Origin of the sequence: Streptomyces mutabilis (genome assembly GCF_014649815.1) — a bacterium.
Taxonomy (GTDB): domain Bacteria; phylum Actinomycetota; class Actinomycetes; order Streptomycetales; family Streptomycetaceae; genus Streptomyces; species Streptomyces mutabilis.
The window spans coordinates 162,677-180,751 of sequence record NZ_BMTT01000011.1 but is presented as its reverse complement, the minus strand read 5'-3'; the positions used below and the strand labels follow the sequence as shown (position 1 = coordinate 180,751).

Genomic DNA, 18,075 nt, shown 5'->3' with positions numbered 1-18,075 from the left:
TGATCCGGCACCCGGCCGCCGCGTGCACCCGGTTTCCCGGGCACACGCGGCACGCCGAGTGCGAACGGCGCAGGGCGAGGGGTGCCGGGGCCGGTGGTTCAGCCACCGGCACCCGGCATCCGCTCCCGCAGCCGTCCCCGTGCCCGCCGTGCCCCGCGCAGTACGGCGTACCCCTTGGTGAGGGCCCGGTCCCGGGCGAAGGTGCGGGCGATCGCGCGGCCCTCGATCAGCCGGACGAACTCTTCCGGCCCCGTACTCCTGCGCACGGTGACCCGCCGCAGGGCGTACGGCCCCTGGACCCGGCGGGCCAAGCCGTTGCCGACGGCGAGCGCCTGCGCGTACCCCGTCTCGCGCACCACCCGCCGTACCCGGCGGTCGGAGTAGCCGTACGGGTAGGCGAAGGAGGCCGGTACGGCGCCCAGTTGGTCGGCGACGATCTCCTTGCAGTGGATCAGCTCGAAGCGCAGCAGCTCCTCGTCGAGCTGGTCGAGCTGCGGGTGGGTGTGGCTGTGCCCGCCGATCTCCACGCCGGCGGCGGCCAGTTCGCGGACCTGGTCCCAGTCGAGCATGGTGTCCAGGGCGCCCCCGGTGTCGTACGGGCCGCGCAGCCAGCCGGTGGAGACGAACAGCGTGGCCGGGAAGCCGTGCTCGGCGAGGGCGGGCAGGGCGTGCCGGTGCACGCCCTCGTAGCCGTCGTCGAAGGTGATGAGAACCGGCCGCTTCGGCAGCGGGCGGCCGGAGCGCCAGGCGGCGGCCAGTTCCGCCGTGCCGACCGGGGTCAGGCCCCGGTCGGCGATCGCCGCCATCTGCTCGGCGAAGGCATCCGGGGCCACCGACAGCGCCCGGGTGGCGTCGCCCGGGTCGGCCGCGACCGCGTGGTACATCAGGATCGGCACGCGCGTGTCGGCCTCGTGGACCTCCTCAGCCATGCGCGCGCCCCTCGACGGGCGCCACGGAGAACGAGTCCCCGCCCCGCCGCGCCCGCACGCTCCCCACCACGTAGCCGCCCGCCGCCGTGAGCACCCCGGCGACGATCGCGCCCGCCCGTCCCGCGCCGCCCGGCCGGGCCAGCACGGCGTCGAGCAACCCGCGCACCACGCCGGCCGGCAGGACCCGGGTGGCGTAATGGCGTTCGGACTCCAGGCCCTTGTCCGCGCCGACGCTGCGGGCCACCAGGGCCTTGGACAGGCCCTCGGCGTAGGTGCGGGTGCGGAAGTAGGCGAAGTGCTCGCGCGCCTCCGGCACCCGGTGGTGGATCACCGCGCGGTCGTCGATCAGCAGCACGGCGTCGGGCCGGGCGCGCGAGAGCCGGATGCACAGCTCGGTCTCCTCGCAGCCCAGCGGGCGCTTGTCGCCGTCGCGCCCGATACCGGTGGCGAAGCCGCCCGCCGCCTCGAACGCCTCACGCCGGAAGGAGGCGTTGCCGCCCAGCACGTTGCGCACCCGGACCCGGCCGGGCGGCAGGCCCCGGTACGTGCAGCCCACCACCCAGTCGAACTCCTCCGGGAACCAGACCGGCCGGCGCCCCGACGCCCAGATCGGCACCGTGCGCCCGCCGACCGCGACGACCGCCGGGTCGGCGTACCCCTCGGCGAAGTGCCGCAGCCAGTCGCGTTCGGCCACGGCGTCGTCGTCGAGGAAGGCGATCACCTCCCCGCGCGAGGCGGCGATGCCGGTGTTGCGGCCGGCGGACAGGCCGCGGGGGCCCGCGTTGGCGAGCACCCGCACGTCCTGCCGCTCCTCGTACTCCTTCAGCAACCGTTCCCGTAGCGCCTCGTTGTGGTCGACGACCAGCAGCGTCTCCCGCGCCGGGTGGGACTGCGCCCGCACCGAGGCGACCGCCGCGAGGATGTCGTCCCAGCGGTCCTCGGTGTAGACGCAGATCACGACGGAGATCGTGAGGGAGGCGTCCGTACCGCTCAAGACGCCTTCCTACGGACCGGGACGACCGGGGCGGCCGTGCCGACCGGGCCGACCGAGGCGAGCGTCGGCGCGTGCGTACGGCTGCGCAGCGCACGCCGGTTGGAGCGCTCGTCGAGGATCACCCTGAGCACCCGCAGCCCGTCCCGCACCGCGCGCAGGTTGCTGACACCGTGGATGCGCAGGTACTCGTGGCTGGGGATCTCCTGCACCTTCAGGCCGGCCTTGACGACCCGGATGTTCATCAGGGTCTCCACCTCGAAACCGGTGCAGTCGAGGTCGATCTTGTCCAGGCAGTGCCGCCAGAACGCGTTGTAGCCGTAGCACAGGTCGGTGTAGCGGGCGCCGAACTTCCGGTTGACGACCGCGCACAGGGCGCGGTTGCCGAGCTTGCGGACGAAGGTCATGTCGTCGGTGCCGCCGCCGTTGGCGAAGCGCGACCCCTTGGCGAAGTCCGCGCCCGAGACCAGCGCGGAGACGTAGGAGACGATCTCCTGGCCGTCGGCCGAGCCGTCGGCGTCGACCATCACGATGATGTCCCCGGTGCACGCCTTGAAGCCGGTGATCAGAGCGTCCCCCTTGCCCTTGCCGCGCTGTTCGACCACCTTGACGTCCGGCCACAGCTCCCGGGCGACCCGCACGGTGTCGTCCGTCGAGTTGCCGTCCACGAGGACGACCTCGTGGATCCAGTCGGGCAGCGTCTTGAAGACGTAGGGAAGGTTCTCCGCCTCGTTCATGGCGGGTATCACCACGCTCACCGGCGGTGCTATCGCCAGGTGCGAGGAGACGGGCCGGTACTTCTCGGCGGGAGACGGCTCGGAGGACGGATCGGACGACGGTTCGTTGCCCGTCGACGCCGGCTGCAGAACTGAGCTCATGAGTCTGGTCCCTCTCGTCCGGCGGACCGCCCGCCCCAGGGGCGGTCCGGCTCTGTATCCGGTTCGAAAGGGGGGTTCTCACCCACGCGCGACGGGACAAATCTCCGTGCGTGCCAGGTGAGCTGGCAAAGCCTGTCGGCGCCGCGAGAAAACGACGGCCGACCGCGCGGCACGGCCCGGCCACCGAAGCGGTCACCGGGCACGGCACCCCCCTACCGCGCGTCCCGTGCCGGTCCGCCGCGGCCTCGAGCCCTCCCCTGGGCCGCTTGCCGACGTACCGATGCGGGAGATGTATGACGGTATTGACGATTGAACCCGTATGGCAAGACCTGGAACCAAGTCTCACGTTTTTGTTGGTTTGCCGTCATCCGTTCTTCTTGAAGGGCGATTCCGTGCGGCGCGGGTCTCCCGGACCGTTCCGCTTTGCCCCCCGAAGCCCAAGATGCCGGGCCTCAATGTGGCCCAGTGCTCGGGGAACCGTCAAGACGGCACTGGCGTTCCCACCGGTTTTCGTCCGATTTTGAACGACCATCAGCCATTCATTGGCATGGACACTTCCTGTCAACACGCGTAGCTGCTACCACGGTTGACGGCAGAGGTCCTGCTAAAGGAGGTTCCATGAGACGTTCCCGACTTGTCGGCCTACTGAGTTCGCTCCTCCTCGCCGCCGGCGCCGCCCTCACCGGGGCCGCGACCGCGCAGGCCGCCCAACCCGCCGTCGCCGACGGCTATGTGGCGCTCGGCGACTCCTACTCCTCCGGCGTCGGAGCGGGCAGCTACATCGGTTCCAGTGGCGACTGCAAGCGCAGCACGAAGGCCCACCCCTACCTGTGGGCCGCCGCCAACTCACCCTCCAGCTTCGACTTCACCGCCTGCTCAGGCGCCCGTACGGGTGATGTTCTCGCCGGACAGCTCGGCCCGCTCAGCTCCGCCACCGGCCTGGTGTCGGTCAGTGTCGGCGGCAACGACGCCGGCTTCGCCGACGTCATGATGACCTGTGTCCTCCAGTCCGACAGCTCCTGCCTGTCGCGGATCGCCACCGCGAAGGCGTACGTCGACTCGACGCTGCCCGGCAACCTCGACAACGTCTACTCCGCGATCCGCGACAAGGCCCCCAACGCCCACGTCGTCGTCCTCGGCTACCCGCGCTTCTACAAGCTCGGCACCTCCTGCGTCGGCCTCTCCGAGTCCAAGCGGAAGGCGATCAACGACGCCGCGGACCACCTCAACACCGCGATCGCCAAGCGCGCCGCCGGCCACGGCTTCACCTTCGGCGACGTACGTCCCACCTTCACCGGCCACGAGATCTGCTCCGGCAGCTCCTGGCTGCACAGCGTGAACTGGCTCAACATCGGCGATTCGTACCACCCGACGGCGGCCGGTCAGTCCGGCGGCTACCTGCCGGTCCTCAACGGCGCCGCCTGACCCGGCCGTCCGTCACGGACCCAGTCCGGAAGGAGACGGAGAAGAAGAGGAGGAGGCCCCGCCCGTCGGGGTCTCCGTCCCGGGCTCCTTCTCCGTCTCCGTCCCGCACGCAACGGAGAACGCCACCGCGTTCGACGTCGCCTCCACCGGCTCCCGCACCTCCACGCGGACCGCCCCCTCGAACGCGCCGCTCTCCTCGTCCGTCGTCACGACGACCGTGTCCTGGCGAGAAGGTTCACCGCCTGCGGGGAAGGACAGCGTCCGCCACCCGGGATCGGACACCGCCCCGTCCCCGGTCACCCAGCGGTAGCCGACCTGCGCCGGCAGCCGCCCCACCGTGAACGTCGCCGTGAAGGCCGGCGCCCGGTCGTGCTTGTGGCTGAGGCGGTCCCCGTGTCCGTGCGCGTGCCCTCGGTCGTGCGGGCGCTGTCCGAGGACGCCGCCCGGCCGGCCTGGCCCACGGCCGCCCCGTCCCCGGCCGTCCCTGCGCGACCGCGTCCTGGCCGCCGTACGCACCACCGCGCAGGAACCCGCGCCCGGACGTGGGCCCGCCCGCCGGCTGCCACCCCACGCGTGGGGCGGCCGGCCCGCGCCGGAACGTTCCCGTCCGTCCCGGCCGCGCCCCTTGCCGGTGCCCTTCGCCACGGTGACGTCCGCCGCGGCCGCTCGTGGTCGCCTCGCTCTTCGCCGTGCAGGCGAACCGGACGCAGGGCGAACTGGACACCGCGCGGGAGACGGGCACGTGAGATCGCCCACGTTTTCGCCGCTCCTGACGCACGCGCGACCAGCGAGGAGGACGGCCGGGGCGGCAGTACCGGAGTGGTTTCTTCCGCATCCGAGGGGCGCGCGGTCGTCACCCTGAGCGGATACGGCGAGCCGCCCGGCGGCCGCGTGCACCAGCTCTGGCTCGTGCGCCCGGCGCCGAAGCGCGCTCCCTGGGCCTCTTCGACGCCGACACGCCCCTGGTCGCCTCCGGCCTGAACCGGTAGGCCACCTCACTCGCGGTGACGGTCGAACCCGGCGGCGGCTCGGACCGGCCGACGAGCAGGCCGGTCCTTCAACTCACCCTGAAACCCGTTGGATTCGGAGAGTGATCGTCAACCCCCTTACGGGGAAGGTGAATCCTGCGACCGCGATACACGCATGCCGTACCGGGGCGATAGGGTTACCCTGCCCGGGCCGGGCGGACTCGTACGGGTGGGGAGTGACATGGAACAGATAACAGTGCGCAGCAGGGCCAGGGTCCCTGCGATCACCTGCGGCAGCAGCGCGACCAGCTCGCGCCTCGACCGCCATCTCGCGGTGCTCGGAGGGCCTGCCCTCCCGCAGCGGGAGACGGTGGAGGCGACGTCGCTGATGCGTGAGCTGACCGCGCGTGAGCCCGCGCACAAGCGCAGCGGCAGGGGCGCCAGGGTGCGCCGGGTCTCGCTGTTCGCGCCAGTGCGGCGACTGCGCCGCTCGCTGTTCGGCGGCAACTGAGGCCCGCGCTCCGGCGGTCACACCGTCCCGGCGCGGCGCCGCGCACTCGTCCGTCATCCCCACGGCACGCAGCGGCGCCCCGGTGTGGTCCCGAGCGCGGGTGTCACCCGTATGCCCGGCTCCGGCGGACGTCCGCTCCGTGCGTCTTTCTCTCGCGTACGTCCGCTCCGTACGTCTGTCCCGTCCGTGCGTCCGCGTTCTCACGGCGTCCCACGCCCGCCGCTCCCGCACGTCAGTCCCGCCGTCTCCCCGTCCGGCGGTGACCCCCGCCGGCCCGCTCAGTCCTTTCCGCGCGCGTACCGGCGGACGGCGAGCGGGACGAGCACCGCCAGCAGGACCGCGGCGTCGTGACGACGTACGTCACCAACGAGATCTCCACGGCCGAGCGCACCCGCTCGCTGCCCTGGTCCGAGGAGCGGGAGAACGCGACACGCATCGCCTACCTGGGCGCGCAGCTGGCGAGCGGCGCCTACCCGCGGCTGGCGGCGTCCTTCGGGGAGGGCGCCGGGCCCATCGACCTGGAGGCGTCTTCGAGCGGGCGCTGACGCGGGTGCTGGACGGCTTCGCCTGATCCGGAGAGGCCGGGGGACGCAAGGGGCCCGGGGTGCCCGACGTGCTACAGCAGCGCCAGCTGTCCCTCCGGACCCTCCTCCTGCCCGTCCAGCACGGACGCCGGCCTGCGGGCCGCCGCAGGAACCGGAAACACGCCCGCCGCGCGTAGCTCGGCGGCCGTGACCTCCTCCGTCACCTCCAGTTCCCCGCACCGCGGGCGCGCTTCGGCGAGCAGCGCGAGGACCGTGATGAGCTCCAGCAGCTCCGACGTCCAGGTCTGAGGCCAGGTCGCCGGGCGGACCGCCGCCAGTGTCCCGGGCGCACCCTCCGCGGTGCGGGCCGCGAACCACTGCTCCAGCACCCGGGCCCCGCTCACCTCGAAGTCCCAGGCGCCGGGCGGCACGGGGGAGATGCGGCCCTCGTCCAGGTACAGGGCCTCCTCGTCCCGGTCGTAGCGCAGCGTCAGCGGGCGCGCGGGCAGCGGGGCGCGGACGTAGGGGCGACGGCCGCCGGGCAGCTTGGGGCGTTCACCGTCGCGGCGCATCAGCCACAGGACGCGCCGGCCCAGCTCCACTCCGCGCTCCCACAGCGCCGGGTCCGCGGTGAGCGGGACGCGTGAGCCCTGCCGTACGGTCGCCACGGCCCAGGCCAGTACGTCGAGCGGTTCGGGACGCCGGCCGAGGCGGGCGCCCAGGTGGTCGAGGAGGCCCGGTGCGAGATTCGGCTCCGTTCCGCCGGGACGGCGGTACAGCGGCCGGACGCGGGCGGGACCGAACACGGGCGGCCGGGAGGTCGCGAGAAGCAGGGGAGGGCCGGCGGCGCCGGGTGCCTCCACTGCGAAGACCTGCGGCTCGTCCGCCACCCGCCACAGCTCCGGACGGGACGCGTCGATCAGCCGCTGGTCCGGGATCAGCCACTGCTCGTCGAAGGGCGCGCGCAGCACACGGACCGGTTCCGGGCACGGTCCCGAGGCGCGCACGAGCTTCTCCGTGCCGCCGGACGTGCCCGGCAGCCGCCCGACCGCCGTGTGCAGCGTGCGGGAGCGCGTCGGTTCCAGCAGGGCCTCGCGGTCGGCGCCCTCGGCCTTCATCAGGGCGTCCCAGCGGGCCTTCAGGGATGCCGCGTCGGGGGCCGCCGGCCACCCCCGGCCGAGCCGCGGCGGTGCGACGGACCACGGCATGAGGTCCGCCAGGTGCGGAGCATCGTCGTGCGTCACGCCGGGCATCGTACGACGGGGCGGCACGGCCTCATGTGGCATCCAGGGTGACCGTGAAGGAGAAGCGGTCGCCCCGGTAGTGGATGACCGCCACGTCCAGTACCCGGCCCGCGGTGTCGTAGGTGACGCCGGTGTAGTGCAGGATCGGGCTGAGCAGCGGCACTTCGAGCAGCCGCGCCGTCTCCGGGTCGGCGAGCCGTGCCTCCACGGTGTCCGTGATCCGGCTGATGTCCATGCCCACCACGTCCCGCAGCACCTTGGTCATCGGCGCGCGGACCAGGTCGTCGGGGTCGATACGGGCGGCCACTTCGGGACGGACGTAGTTGCGGGCGTGGTTGGTGGGCTCGCCCGTCTGCTCGTCGCAGCGCAGCCGGTGGTACGTCCCCACCTCGGACGACTGCGGGAAGTACTCGGCGACTTCGGGCGGCACCGGACCCGTGCCGTGGTCCAGCAGCTCGGCCTTCATGCCGGACTGCTGGGCCACGATCGCGTCCACGGAGCCCAGCAGCCGCACCGGGGCGCCCCGCCGGGCGTCCGGCTCGATGAAGGTGCCGCGCCGCCGGTGGCGGGTGATCAGGCCCTCGTCCTCCAGCTCCTTCAGTGCCTGCCGCATGGTCAGCACGCTCACCCCGTAGTGCCCCGCCAACTGTTCCTCCGTGGGCAGGCGCAGCGGGTCCCGGGGCGAGCGGCCCAGTATCGACGCGCGCAGCGACTGCGACACCTGATACCAGAGCGGCAGCTTGCGGTTCAGCACGATGGAGTCCGGGGCGAAGGAGGTCACGGGCCATCCGTACCGGTAGTGAATCCTCAGTGCAAGGGGCGGAAGTGACGCTCCATGCCCTGCCAGACGTCGTCGTAGCGCCCTTGCAGGTGTTCGGCGCGGGCCGCCTGGGGCGTGAGCGTCACCGGCCAGCGGGTCTCGAACATGAACGCCAGCCCGTCGTCGATCCGCTGCGGCTTCAGCTCGGCGGCGCTCGCCCGGTCGAAGGTCTCCCGGTCCGGGCCGTGCGCCGACATCATGTTGTGCAGCGAGCCGCCGCCCGGCACGAAGCCCTCCGCCTTCGCGTCGTAGGCGCCCTCGATCAGGCCCATGTACTCGCTCATCACGTTCCGGTGGAAGTACGGCGGCCGGAAGGTGTCCTCGCCCACCAGCCAGCGCGGCGCGAACACCACGAAGTCGACGCCCGCGAGCCCCGGGGTGTCGGAGGGGGAGGTGAGCACCGTGAAGATCGACGGGTCCGGGTGGTCGTACGAGATGGTGCCGATGACGTTGAAGCGGCGCAGGTCGTAGACGTACGGCACGTGGTTGCCGTGCCAGGCGACCACGTCGAGCGGGGAGTGGTCATAGGTCGCCGCCCAGAGGTTGCCGCAGAACTTGTTGACCACCTCGACCGGCCCCTCGACGTCCTCGTACGCGGCGACCGGCGCGCGGAAGTCCCGGGCGTTGGCGAGCCCGTTGGCGCCGATCGGGCCGAGGTCGGGGAGCTGGAAGGGGGCGCCGTAGTTCTCGCAGACGTAGCCGCGCGCGTCGGCGTCCAGCAGCTGCACGCGGAAGCGGACCCCGCGCGGGATCAGCGCCACGTGGCCCGGCTCGGCGTGCAGCAGACCGAACTCGGTGCGCAGCAGCAGGCCGCCGCGCTCCGGGACGATCAGCAGCTCGCCGTCGGCGTCGCTGAAGACGCGCTCCATGGACGACGTGGCGTGGTACAGGTGCACGGCCATGCCCGTGCGCTGCGTGGCGTCGCCGTTGCCGCCCAGCGTCCACAGTCCCGCCAGGAAGTCGGTGCCGGCCCCGGGCTCGGGCAGCGGGTTCCACCGGAGGCGGTTCGGGTCCGGGACCGCCTGGGCGAAGGGCGCCGTGCGGATCGCCCCGTTGCCCGTACGGGTGAAGGGCGGGTGCGCGGCCGACGGGCGGATCCGGTACAGCCAGGAGCGGCGGTTGTGCGCCCTCGGCTCGGTGAACGCCGTACCGCTCAGCTGCTCCGCGTACAGCCCCAGTGGGGCCCGCTGCGGCGAGTTCCGGCCCTCGGGCAGCGCGCCCGGGACGGCCTGCGAGCTGTGCTCGTTGCCGAAGCCGGACAAGTAGGCCAGCCCCTCCGCGGTCTTCCGCGCGTCCCCGCTCATCGATCGCTCCCTCGCAACCCGTGTCCCACCCGATTCCTATGGGACACCGTAGGATTGCGGTTTCCCGGGCGCAAGAGGTCGCGCGGGCTTCGGCTCTCATACTGGTCCCTCCGGAGGAGGATGGCGGGAACCAGACTCCCGGGGGATTCGCACCGTCGGACCGGTGTTCTAGTCTCCCGTCATGTCGTGGACGCGGGGAGTGCTCGCCGTGCTCGCGGTCTGTGTCCTGCTGTTGACCGGATCCGCGGGCTGCGGTTCCAGTGATACGGGCGATGCGGAGGCCCGGGATTCGGTCACGCCGGTGGGCAGGCTGCTCGACGTCACCGACGAGGAGGGCCGGCGCTACCGGGAGGTGGACGCCGAGGACGCGCCGGAGGTCGGCATCGAGGTGCAGCCGGCCGGCGACGACAGCTGGGACGTACGTCTGACCGTGCGCGACTTCAGGTTCTCGCCGGCGGGCACGGAAGCCAGGGCGGTGGCCGGCCGCGGCCTCGCCCACCTCTTCCTCGACGGCGACCTGATCACACGCCTGCGCGGCCCCTACCACCGCTTGGACGCGGCCCTGGTCCCGCGCGGCACCCACCAGCTCACGGTCCGTCTGTACGCCGACGACGGCACCGGCTGGGCCGTCGACGGCAAACCCGTCGAGAGCACGGCCGACATCACGGCGTCGGACGCGGAGCCGACCGAGGCGACGCAGCCGGAGGAGATAACGGAGGACTCGGGGAGCCGGACGCCGCCCGACCCCGCGGCGGCAGCCCGATGAGTACGGTCACTCCTTCCCCGCGTGCCGGAGGGCACAGTTCACCGGAGCGCGGCAGGAGACCATCATGAGGACCGTGTCCCAAGCGACCCCGCTCCGCCGCGCCCCCGTGCAGCGGCGCAGCGCCGAACGGCTGACCAGGATCCTCGACGCCTGCGCCGACCTTCTCGACGAGGTCGGCTACGACGCGCTGAGCACCCGCGCCGTGGCGCTGCGCGCGGACGTCCCCATCGGCTCGGTGTACCGCTTCTTCGGCAACAAGCGGCAGATGGCCGACGCTCTGGCCCAGCGCAACCTGGAGCGCTACGCGGAGCGCGTCACCGAGCGGCTGACGGAGTCGGCCGACGACGGCTGGCGCGGGGCGCTGGACGCGGTGCTCGACGAGTACCTGGCGATGAAGCGCACCGCGCCGGGCTTCTCCCTGATCGACTTCGGCAACCAGATCCCGGTGGGGGACCGCCACGCCGTTCCCAACCACCGCGTCGCCGACCGGCTCACCGAGCTGCTCTCCGGCTACCTGGGCCGCCGCCCCGACGACGATCTGCGCCGCACCTTCCTCGTCGCCGTGGAGACCGCCGACACCCTCGTGCAGCTGGCCTTCCGGGTCGCACCCGACGGCGACGAGAAGATCATCGGAGAGACGCGTGCGTTGCTGCGGGCGTATCTGGGCCGGGTCCTGGACTGACGGGCCGATGGTGTCCGGCTGTTCACGCAGCCGTCGGCGCAAGGGCTCCCCAACATGCCTACCGGTCGGTATGCTCGCGGCGAAGCGTCAACGCCGCCCCTTTCCCGGGAGGACCCGTGTCCCGCACCGCCCTGCGTATCTGCCCCCTGTGCGAGGCCACCTGCGGCCTGGCGCTCACCGTCGACGGCACCGCGGTCACCGCCGCCCGCGGCGACCGCGACGACGTCTTCAGCCGCGGGTTCATCTGCCCCAAAGGTGCCGCCTTCGGGGCCCTGGACGCCGACCCCGACCGACTGCGCACGCCCCTGGTGCGCAGGGGCGGCGAGCTGCGCGAGGCCACTTGGGGGGAGGCGTTCGACGCGGTCGCCGCCGGTGTCCGGCCCGTCGTCGAGCGGTACGGGCCGCACTCCGTCGGCGTGGTCCTCGGCAACCCCAACGTGCACACCGTGGCCGGCGCCCTCTACCCGAACCTCCTGCTCGGCGCCCTCGGCACCCACAGCCTCTTCACCGCCTCCACGCTGGACCAGATGCCCAAGCACGTCTCCAGCGGCCTGCTCTTCGGAGACGCGAACGCCATCCCGGTCCCCGACCTCGACCGCACCGACCACCTGCTGCTCATCGGCGCCAACCCGATGGAGTCCAACGGCAGCCTGTGCACGGCGCCCGACTTCCCCGGCCGGCTCAAGGCACTGAAGGCCCGCGGCGGCACCCTCACCGTCATCGACCCGCGCCGCACCCGCACCGCCAAGCTCGCCCACCGGCATGTGGCGATCCGGCCCGGCGCCGACGCCCTGCTCCTGGCCGCCATGGCGCACGTGCTCTTCGCAGAGGACCTGGTGGACCTCGGCGCACTCGCCCCGCACGTCGAGGGCGTCGACGAAGTCGGGGAGGCCCTGCGCGACTTCACCCCCGAGGCCGTCGCCGCCGCCTGCGACGTGGACGCCGGCGTGACCCGCGCGCTCGCCCGCGAACTCGCCGCCGCGCCCACCGCCGCCGTCTACGGCCGCATCGGCAGCTGCACCGTCCCGCACGGCACGCTCGCCAGCTGGCTCGTGGACGTCCTCAACATCATCACCGGCAACCTCGACCGGCCCGGCGGCGCCCTCTTCCCGCAGGCCGCGACCGACAGGACCCCGCGCCCCGCCGGGCCAGGCCGCGGCTTCGCGCTCGGCCGCTGGCACTCCCGGGTGAGCCGTCACCCCGAGGCCAAGGGCGAACTGCCCCTGTCCGCCCTGGCCGAGGAGATCGACACCGCGACCGACGAGGGCGAGCCGGTCCGCGCGCTGCTCACGATCGCCGCCAACCCGGTCCTTTCCGCACCCGACGGCGACCGCCTCGACAAGGCGCTGGCCTCGCTCGACTTCATGGTGAGCGTCGACCCGTACCTCAACGAGACCTCCCGCCACGCGCACGTCGTCCTGCCGCCGCCCCCGCCGGCCCAGAGCCCGCACCACGACTTCGCCCTGAACACCCTGGCCGTGCGCAACCAGGTCCGCTACTCCCGCCCCGCCGTGCCGCTGGAGCCCGGGCGGATGGCCGAGACCGAGATCCTGGCCCGGCTCACCCTGGCCGTCGCCGGCCGGCACGGCACCGACCCGGCCGCCGTCGACGCCATGGCCGTCCGGCAGACCCTGGGCAAGGCCGTCGGCGACCCGCACTCACCCGTCCACGGACGCGACCCCGGTGAACTGGCGGCGCAGCTCACCGGCGAGAACGGCCCCGAGCGGCGCCTCGACCTGATGCTGCGCCTCGGCCCCTACGGCGACGGATTCGGCGCACGGCCGGACGGGCTGACCCTGCAGCGGCTGCTCGCCCACCCGCACGGCATCGACCTCGGCCCGCTGCGTCCCCGGCTCCCCCGGCCCCTGAAGACCCGCAGCGGCAGGGTGGAGCTGCTCCCGGGGCCGATCGCCGCCGACCTGCCGCGTCTGGGGCAGGCCCTGGCCGAGCGCCCCGCAGGGCTCCTCCTCGTCGGCCGCCGGCACCTGAGGTCCAACAACAGTTGGATGCACAACGTCCCGGCCCTCACCGGCGGCTCCAACCGCTGCACCCTGCACCTCCACCCCGACGACGCCGAACGGCTCGGGGTGCGCGACGGACAGCCCGTACGCGTGAAGGGCGCCGGGGGAGAGGTGACCGCACCCGCCGAGGTCACCGACACCGTCCGCCCCGGCGTGGTGAGCCTGCCGCACGGCTGGGGCCACGACCGCCCCAACACCCGTCTCACCCACGCCGCCACCGTCCCCGGGGTCAACGTCAACCAGCTCCTCGACGGCGGCACGCTCGACCCGCTCTCCGGCAACGCGGTCCTCAACGGCGTACCGGTGGAGCTCGCGCCGCTGACCGACGCACAGCTGTGACCTGGAGTTTTGCGCTTATTGCTCGCGTGTCAACATCTTGTTAACGCCGCTTCACGCCACCTAACGTCGCTCGCACCGCCTGCCCCGGTGGGATGTTCAAGGGCGAACGTTAGGTACTCACACATGCTGACCATCCTCGGCTTCGCCATGATCGCGACCTTCCTGGTCCTGATCATGATGAAGAAGATGTCGCCGATCGCGGCGCTCGTGCTGATCCCCGCGCTGTTCTGCGTGTTCGTCGGCAAGGGCGCCCACCTCGGTGACTACGTCATCGACGGCGTGTCCAGCCTCGCCCCCACCGCGGCGATGCTCATGTTCGCGATCGTCTACTTCGGGGTGATGATCGACGTCGGGCTCTTCGACCCGGTCGTCCGGGCCATCCTGAGGTTCTGCAAGGCCGACCCGATGCGGATCGTCGTCGGTACCGCCCTGCTCGCCGCCATCGTCTCGCTGGACGGCGACGGCTCCACCACCTTCATGATCACGGTCTCGGCGATGTATCCGCTGTACAAGCGCCTGAAGATGAGCCTGGTGGTGATGACGGGTGTCGCCGCGATGGCCAACGGTGTGATGAACACCCTGCCGTGGGGCGGCCCGACCGCCCGCGCGGCCACCGCTCTGAAGGTCGACGCCACCGACATCTTCGTCCCGATGATCCCGGCCCTGGCCGTCGGCCTGCTCGCGGTCGTCGTCCTGGCGTACGTGCTCGGTCTGCGCGAGCGCAGGCGGCTGGGCACGCTGACGCTGGACGAGGCGCTGGTGCGCGAGGCGGAGAGCGAGACGGTGCTGGTCGGGGCGGGCTCGGGCGCGAAGTCCGGTGCCGAGTCAGAGTCCGGTGCCAAGCCCGGCACGGGTTCGAGTGCGGGTGCCGGCGCGGCCTCCGGCAGCGACGGCACCGATGGTGACGCCGCCCGGGACGCCGAGTCCGACGACGCATTCCAGGGCCTCGACCCCGAGCGCGCCACCCTGCGTCCCAAGCTGTACTGGTTCAACGCGCTGCTCACGGTCGCGCTGCTCACCGCCATGATCATGGAGCTGCTGCCGATCCCGGTGCTGTTCCTGATCGGCGCCGCGCTGGCGCTCACCGTCAACTTCCCGCACATACCCGACCAGAAGGCCCGGATCGCGGCCCACGCCGACAACGTCCTCAACGTCTCCGGCATGGTCTTCGCCGCCGCCGTCTTCACCGGCGTCCTCACCGGCACCGGCATGGTCGACCACATGGCCAACTGGCTCGTGGACACCATCCCCGACGGCATGGGCCCGCACATGGGCCTGGTCACCGGTCTGCTGAGCCTGCCGCTGACCTACTTCATGTCCAACGACGGCTTCTACTTCGGCGTCCTGCCGGTGCTCGCCGAGGCCGGCCAGGCGCACGGCGTGTCGACGCTGGAGATCGCCCGTGCCTCGATCGTCGGCCAGCCGCTGCACATGTCCAGTCCGCTCGTCCCGGCCGTCTACGTCCTGGTCGGCATGGCCAGGGTCGAGTTCGGCGACCACACGAAATTCGTCGTGAAGTGGGCGGTCCTGACGAGCCTGGTCATCCTCGCGGCGGGCATCCTGTTCGGCATCATCTGATCATCGGTCCGGATCCGGTTCCCTGGGGACTCCGTGGAGGAGGCGCCCGGGGACCCGGCGGTTCGGACACCGGCAGCGCGGGAAGGGAACGATCATGGCGCCCGGTGGGAACCGCGGCTGGCTGCTCCGTCTCGTCATCGCCTTCGGCTTCGCCCAGGGGGCGGTTTCGATGGCCCGGCCCGCCGTCTCCTACCACGCCCTCGCGCTGGGCGCGGACGAGCGGGCGGTCGGCGTCATCGCCGGTGTCTACGCGCTGCTGCCGCTGTTCGCCGCCGTCCCGCTCGGCCGCCGCACCGACCACGGCCGCTGCGCGCCGCTGCTGCCCGTCGGCGTGGTGCTCATCGCCGGCGGCTGCGCGCTGAGCGGCGTCGCCGGTTCCCCGTGGGCGATGGCCCTGTGGAGCGGCGTCATGGGCCTCGGCCACCTCTGCTTCGTCATCGGCGCCCAGTCGCTGGTCGCCCGCCAGTCCGCGCCGCACGAACAGGACCGCAATTTCGGCCACTTCACCATCGGCGCCTCGCTCGGCCAGTTGATCGGGCCGATCGCCGCGGGCGCCCTGATCGGCGGCCACGACATGGCGGGCAGCAGCGCGCTTGCCCTGGTGGTGGCGGGCGTCGGCGCGGCGGTCGCCTTCACGTCGCTGTGGCGCATAGAGCACCCGGGCGCCGCCGAGTCCCGTACGGAGGCGGGCGCGCGCGTGCCCGTGGGCAGCATCCTGCGCGCCCGCGGCGTACCCGCGGGCATCCTGATCAGCCTGTCCGTGCTGTCCGCCACCGACATCCTCACCGCCTACCTGCCGGTGGTCGGCGAGCACCGGGGCATCTCCCCGGCCGTGATCGGCGTCCTGCTCAGCCTCCGGGCGGCGGCCACCATCGCCTGCCGGCTGGTGCTGACGCCCCTGCTGCGGCTGCTCGGCCGCACCGCGCTGCTCACCGTCACCTGTCTGCTGGCCGCCCTGCTGTGCGCGGGTGTCGCGCTGCCGGTGCCGGTGTGGGCGCTCGCCCTGATGCTGGTCGTCCTCGGCTTCTGCCTCGGCGTCGGCCAGCCGCTGTCCATGACGACCGTCGTCCAGGCTGCCCCCGACGACGCCCGCTCCACCGCCCTCGCCCTGCGCCTGACCGGCAACCGCCTCGGCCAGGTCGCCGCACCCGCCGCGGCCGGCTTGATCGCGGGCGTCGCGGGCGTCGCCGCGCCGTTCGTGATGCTCGGCGCGCTGCTGCTCCTGTCCTCGGGCGTCGCCCTGCGCTCCCCGTCCGCCGAGGCGGACGCCGACGGTGGGATCCGGCGACGGACTGGCAAGATGGCGCGGACCGCTTCGGAAAGCAGGGAACGAGCATGATCCTCATCCTCTTGTCCGCCGTCCTCCTCCTGGTCGTGGGCGGCTGCGTCTGCGTGGTGTGGGCGGCCCGGGGCGGCCCCCGCTGGACGCGGGTGGTGGCCAAGGGGACGCTTCTGGCGGGCGAACTGGTGCGCGCGCCGGGCCGCGGCAACGGCCGCGGATCGGACGACTGAGGCGCGGTCGCTCACTGCTCCTGAATCCAGCCGTCCGCTTTCTCACCAGATGGACACCCGCACCGAGATTGAGTCCGGCGTCTTCCCTCGGCCGCGCACATTCCGTTAACTTCCGTGACTCACGCGCCCCGTACGACCCGCACGAGGGCGTCCGACCGCGGAGCACCAGCGCTCAGTGAGCCCCCGGGGGCACCTCTCATGACACGCGCCATCTCCCTGCACGACGTGAGCAAGACCTACGCGCGAGGCGTCCGCGTGGTGGACCGGCTGTCGCTGGACATCGCGCCCGGCGAGTTCCTCGTCCTGCTCGGGCCCTCCGGCTGCGGCAAGTCCACCGTGTTGCGCATGATCGCCGGCCTGGAGGAGATCACCGAGGGTCGGCTGCTGCTGGACGGGGCCTGCGCCAACGACCTGCTCCCCTCCGAGCGGAGCATGGCGATGGTCTTCCAGAACTTCGCCCTCTACCCCAACATGACGACCCGCGGGAACATCGGCTTCCCGCTGCGCGTCGAAGACCCGCAGGGCGACCACGGTCCCCGCGTGGACGCCACCGCCCGCATGCTGGGCATCGAGGACCTCCTCGACCGCTTCCCCGCCCAGCTCTCCGGCGGCGAACGCCAGCGCGTCGCCATGGGCCGGGCCATCTCCCGCCACCCCAGTGTCTTCCTGATGGACGAACCCCTGTCCAACCTCGACGCCAAGCTCCGCAACCACCTGCGCGCCGAGATCACCAAGCTCACCCGCGAACTGGGCGTCACCACCGTCTACGTCACCCACGACCAGTCCGAGGCCATGTCCCTCGGCGACCGCGTCGCCGTCCTGCGCGGGGGCGTGCTGCAACAGGTGGACAGCCCCCGCGCCGTGTACGCCCTGCCGCGCAACGTCTTCGTCGCCGCCTTCATCGGCACCCCGCGCATCAATCTGCTGCGTGGCCTGGTCCGGGCCCCGCTGGACGGCGCGATGACCATCAGTCTGGGCAAGCAGTACCTGCGCCTGCCCGAACCGCTCTCGCTGGACCACCAATTGCTCCGGGTCCAGCAGGGCCGCGAGGTCATCGTCGGCCTGCGCTCGGAGGCCGTGCGGATCGCCGATCCCTCCTCCGCCCGCCCCGGTGAGGTGCTGCTCACCGGTCTGGTGGAGCACGTCGAGTTCCAGGGCCACGAGGTCCTCGTCCACTTCAACACCGGTTCGCGGCCGGCCGTCGTTCCCGAACTGGAGGCCCCCCGCCCCGCCGCCCGCCGCCCGGTCCGCCGCCGTCGCGACGGCACGGTCCTGAACCGGCTGAGGGAACGGGCGGGCGCCCTGCGCGCCGGTCCGGTGGTGGTCATGGACGAGCCCGTGTCCGGCCCCGACGCCGAACCCGCGGTCGCCGCCCCCGACGGACGCCTCCCCGGCGACCTGATCGTCCGGACCACCCCCGACATCGACCTGCGCCACGGCATGCAGGTTCCCCTCCTGGTCGACCTCGCCCACCTGTTCGTCTTCGACCAGCACGGCGACCGGATCTGCCCCGCCCCGGCGCGGCTGCCGGACCTGGAGGAGTGAGACCGCCGGGACTCCCGCCCGCCGGAAGGGTGAGCCGC

The 18,075-nt window shown here is 72.6% G+C and carries 16 protein-coding genes and 2 pseudogenes; 11 read left to right on the top strand and 7 right to left on the bottom strand.

Annotation, left to right across the window (positions count from 1 at the left end; genetic code table 11):
• Positions 1-98: 98 nt before the first annotated feature.
• Genes IE142_RS22725 through IE142_RS22715 form a run of 3 tightly spaced genes read right to left on the bottom strand, consistent with a single transcriptional unit; the run spans position 99 to position 2,798 of the window.
• The gene (locus tag IE142_RS22725) at positions 99-929 is read right to left on the bottom strand and encodes a polysaccharide deacetylase family protein (RefSeq protein ID WP_191887447.1); all 831 of its coding nucleotides are present in this window, start codon (positions 927-929) and stop codon (positions 99-101) included.
• Positions 922-1,923, bottom strand: a complete 1,002-nt coding sequence (locus IE142_RS22720; protein ID WP_191887446.1) for a glycosyltransferase family 2 protein — start codon at positions 1,921-1,923, stop codon at positions 922-924. The genes IE142_RS22725 and IE142_RS22720 overlap by 8 nt, the downstream gene beginning before the upstream one ends.
• Complete coding sequence (locus IE142_RS22715) at positions 1,920-2,798, bottom strand: glycosyltransferase family 2 protein (RefSeq protein WP_052412064.1); 879 nt, start codon at positions 2,796-2,798, stop codon at positions 1,920-1,922. The genes IE142_RS22720 and IE142_RS22715 overlap by 4 nt, the downstream gene beginning before the upstream one ends.
• Before the next feature lie 618 nt (positions 2,799-3,416).
• Between IE142_RS22715 and IE142_RS22710 the strand changes: the two genes are divergently transcribed.
• Positions 3,417-4,223 carry an SGNH/GDSL hydrolase family protein gene (locus IE142_RS22710; protein ID WP_191887445.1) on the top strand — a complete coding sequence of 269 codons (807 nt, stop codon included), beginning with the start codon at positions 3,417-3,419 and terminating at the stop codon, positions 4,221-4,223.
• 12 nt (positions 4,224-4,235) lie between these two features.
• Here the strand turns inward: IE142_RS22710 and IE142_RS22705 are convergent, their stop codons facing one another.
• Positions 4,236-4,559: a hypothetical protein gene (locus IE142_RS22705; protein WP_370466399.1), complete on the bottom strand. Its 324-nt coding sequence runs from the start codon at positions 4,557-4,559 to the stop codon at positions 4,236-4,238.
• A 66-nt stretch (positions 4,560-4,625) separates the two neighbouring features.
• Between IE142_RS22705 and IE142_RS36865 the strand changes: the two are divergent.
• The 3 genes and pseudogenes from IE142_RS36865 to IE142_RS22695 all read left to right on the top strand — a co-directional run.
• Positions 4,626-5,317, top strand: a pseudogene (locus IE142_RS36865) (anti-sigma factor); the annotation flags it as partial.
• A gap of 115 nt (positions 5,318-5,432) precedes the next feature.
• Positions 5,433-5,702, top strand: coding sequence for a hypothetical protein (locus IE142_RS22700; protein ID WP_043374703.1), 270 nt, complete (start codon positions 5,433-5,435; stop codon positions 5,700-5,702).
• Between the two features lie 341 nt (positions 5,703-6,043).
• Positions 6,044-6,273 (top strand): annotated as a pseudogene (locus IE142_RS22695) (TetR/AcrR family transcriptional regulator); the annotation flags it as partial.
• 45 nt (positions 6,274-6,318) lie between these two features.
• Here IE142_RS22695 and IE142_RS22690 read toward each other — a convergent pair.
• The 3 genes from IE142_RS22690 to hmgA are packed head-to-tail and all read right to left on the bottom strand — an operon-like array spanning position 6,319 to position 9,594.
• Positions 6,319-7,479: a type ISP restriction/modification enzyme gene (locus IE142_RS22690; RefSeq protein WP_191887444.1), complete on the bottom strand. Its 1,161-nt coding sequence runs from the start codon at positions 7,477-7,479 to the stop codon at positions 6,319-6,321.
• Between the two features lie 22 nt (positions 7,480-7,501).
• The gene (locus tag IE142_RS22685) at positions 7,502-8,251 is read right to left on the bottom strand and encodes a GntR family transcriptional regulator (RefSeq protein WP_191887443.1); all 750 of its coding nucleotides are present in this window, start codon (positions 8,249-8,251) and stop codon (positions 7,502-7,504) included.
• Between the two features lie 26 nt (positions 8,252-8,277).
• Positions 8,278-9,594 (bottom strand): homogentisate 1,2-dioxygenase, encoded by a 1,317-nt coding sequence (gene hmgA, locus IE142_RS22680; protein ID WP_191887442.1) that lies wholly within the window; start codon positions 9,592-9,594, stop codon positions 8,278-8,280.
• 181 nt (positions 9,595-9,775) lie between these two features.
• On the opposite strand from hmgA, the gene IE142_RS22675 reads away from it, so the two are divergent.
• The 7 genes from IE142_RS22675 to IE142_RS22645 all read left to right on the top strand — a co-directional run bounded on the left by IE142_RS22675 (position 9,776) and on the right by IE142_RS22645 (position 18,037).
• Complete coding sequence (locus tag IE142_RS22675) at positions 9,776-10,360, top strand: hypothetical protein (RefSeq protein WP_191887441.1); 585 nt, start codon at positions 9,776-9,778, stop codon at positions 10,358-10,360.
• A gap of 64 nt (positions 10,361-10,424) precedes the next feature.
• The gene (locus tag IE142_RS22670; protein WP_191887440.1) at positions 10,425-11,042 is read left to right on the top strand and encodes a TetR/AcrR family transcriptional regulator; all 618 of its coding nucleotides are present in this window, start codon (positions 10,425-10,427) and stop codon (positions 11,040-11,042) included.
• Between the two features lie 116 nt (positions 11,043-11,158).
• On the top strand, positions 11,159-13,402 hold the full coding sequence (locus tag IE142_RS22665) for a molybdopterin oxidoreductase family protein (RefSeq protein WP_191887439.1): 2,244 nt from the start codon (positions 11,159-11,161) through the stop codon (positions 13,400-13,402).
• Between the two features lie 123 nt (positions 13,403-13,525).
• Entirely contained in the window at positions 13,526-14,980 is a 1,455-nt protein-coding gene (locus IE142_RS22660; RefSeq protein ID WP_191887438.1) for a CitMHS family transporter, read from the top strand.
• 94 nt (positions 14,981-15,074) lie between these two features.
• Positions 15,075-16,319: an MFS transporter gene (locus IE142_RS22655; RefSeq protein WP_191887437.1), complete on the top strand. Its 1,245-nt coding sequence runs from the start codon at positions 15,075-15,077 to the stop codon at positions 16,317-16,319.
• Positions 16,316-16,492: a hypothetical protein gene (locus IE142_RS22650; RefSeq protein ID WP_191887436.1), complete on the top strand. Its 177-nt coding sequence runs from the start codon at positions 16,316-16,318 to the stop codon at positions 16,490-16,492. The genes IE142_RS22655 and IE142_RS22650 overlap by 4 nt, the downstream gene beginning before the upstream one ends.
• Before the next feature lie 198 nt (positions 16,493-16,690).
• Complete coding sequence (locus IE142_RS22645; RefSeq protein ID WP_191887435.1) at positions 16,691-18,037, top strand: ABC transporter ATP-binding protein; 1,347 nt, start codon at positions 16,691-16,693, stop codon at positions 18,035-18,037.
• Positions 18,038-18,075 lie beyond the last annotated feature (38 nt).

What these genes read in the sequence shown, in the direction of transcription:
- IE142_RS22715 (WP_052412064.1), bottom strand. Translation starts at nt 2,798, where the DNA reads ATGAGCTCAGTTCTGCAGCCGGCGTCGACGGGCAACGAACCGTCGTCC.
- IE142_RS22650 (WP_191887436.1), top strand. Translation starts at nt 16,316, where the DNA reads ATGATCCTCATCCTCTTGTCCGCCGTCCTCCTCCTGGTCGTGGGCGGC.
- IE142_RS22725 (WP_191887447.1), bottom strand. Translation starts at nt 929, where the DNA reads ATGGCTGAGGAGGTCCACGAGGCCGACACGCGCGTGCCGATCCTGATG.
- IE142_RS22675 (WP_191887441.1), top strand. Translation starts at nt 9,776, where the DNA reads ATGTCGTGGACGCGGGGAGTGCTCGCCGTGCTCGCGGTCTGTGTCCTG.
- IE142_RS22645 (WP_191887435.1), top strand. Translation starts at nt 16,691, where the DNA reads ATGACACGCGCCATCTCCCTGCACGACGTGAGCAAGACCTACGCGCGA.
- IE142_RS22670 (WP_191887440.1), top strand. Translation starts at nt 10,425, where the DNA reads ATGAGGACCGTGTCCCAAGCGACCCCGCTCCGCCGCGCCCCCGTGCAG.
- hmgA (WP_191887442.1), bottom strand. Translation starts at nt 9,594, where the DNA reads ATGAGCGGGGACGCGCGGAAGACCGCGGAGGGGCTGGCCTACTTGTCC.
- IE142_RS22660 (WP_191887438.1), top strand. Translation starts at nt 13,526, where the DNA reads ATGCTGACCATCCTCGGCTTCGCCATGATCGCGACCTTCCTGGTCCTG.
- IE142_RS22655 (WP_191887437.1), top strand. Translation starts at nt 15,075, where the DNA reads ATGGCGCCCGGTGGGAACCGCGGCTGGCTGCTCCGTCTCGTCATCGCC.
- IE142_RS22710 (WP_191887445.1), top strand. Translation starts at nt 3,417, where the DNA reads ATGAGACGTTCCCGACTTGTCGGCCTACTGAGTTCGCTCCTCCTCGCC.
- IE142_RS22700 (WP_043374703.1), top strand. Translation starts at nt 5,433, where the DNA reads ATGGAACAGATAACAGTGCGCAGCAGGGCCAGGGTCCCTGCGATCACC.
- IE142_RS22690 (WP_191887444.1), bottom strand. Translation starts at nt 7,479, where the DNA reads ATGCCCGGCGTGACGCACGACGATGCTCCGCACCTGGCGGACCTCATG.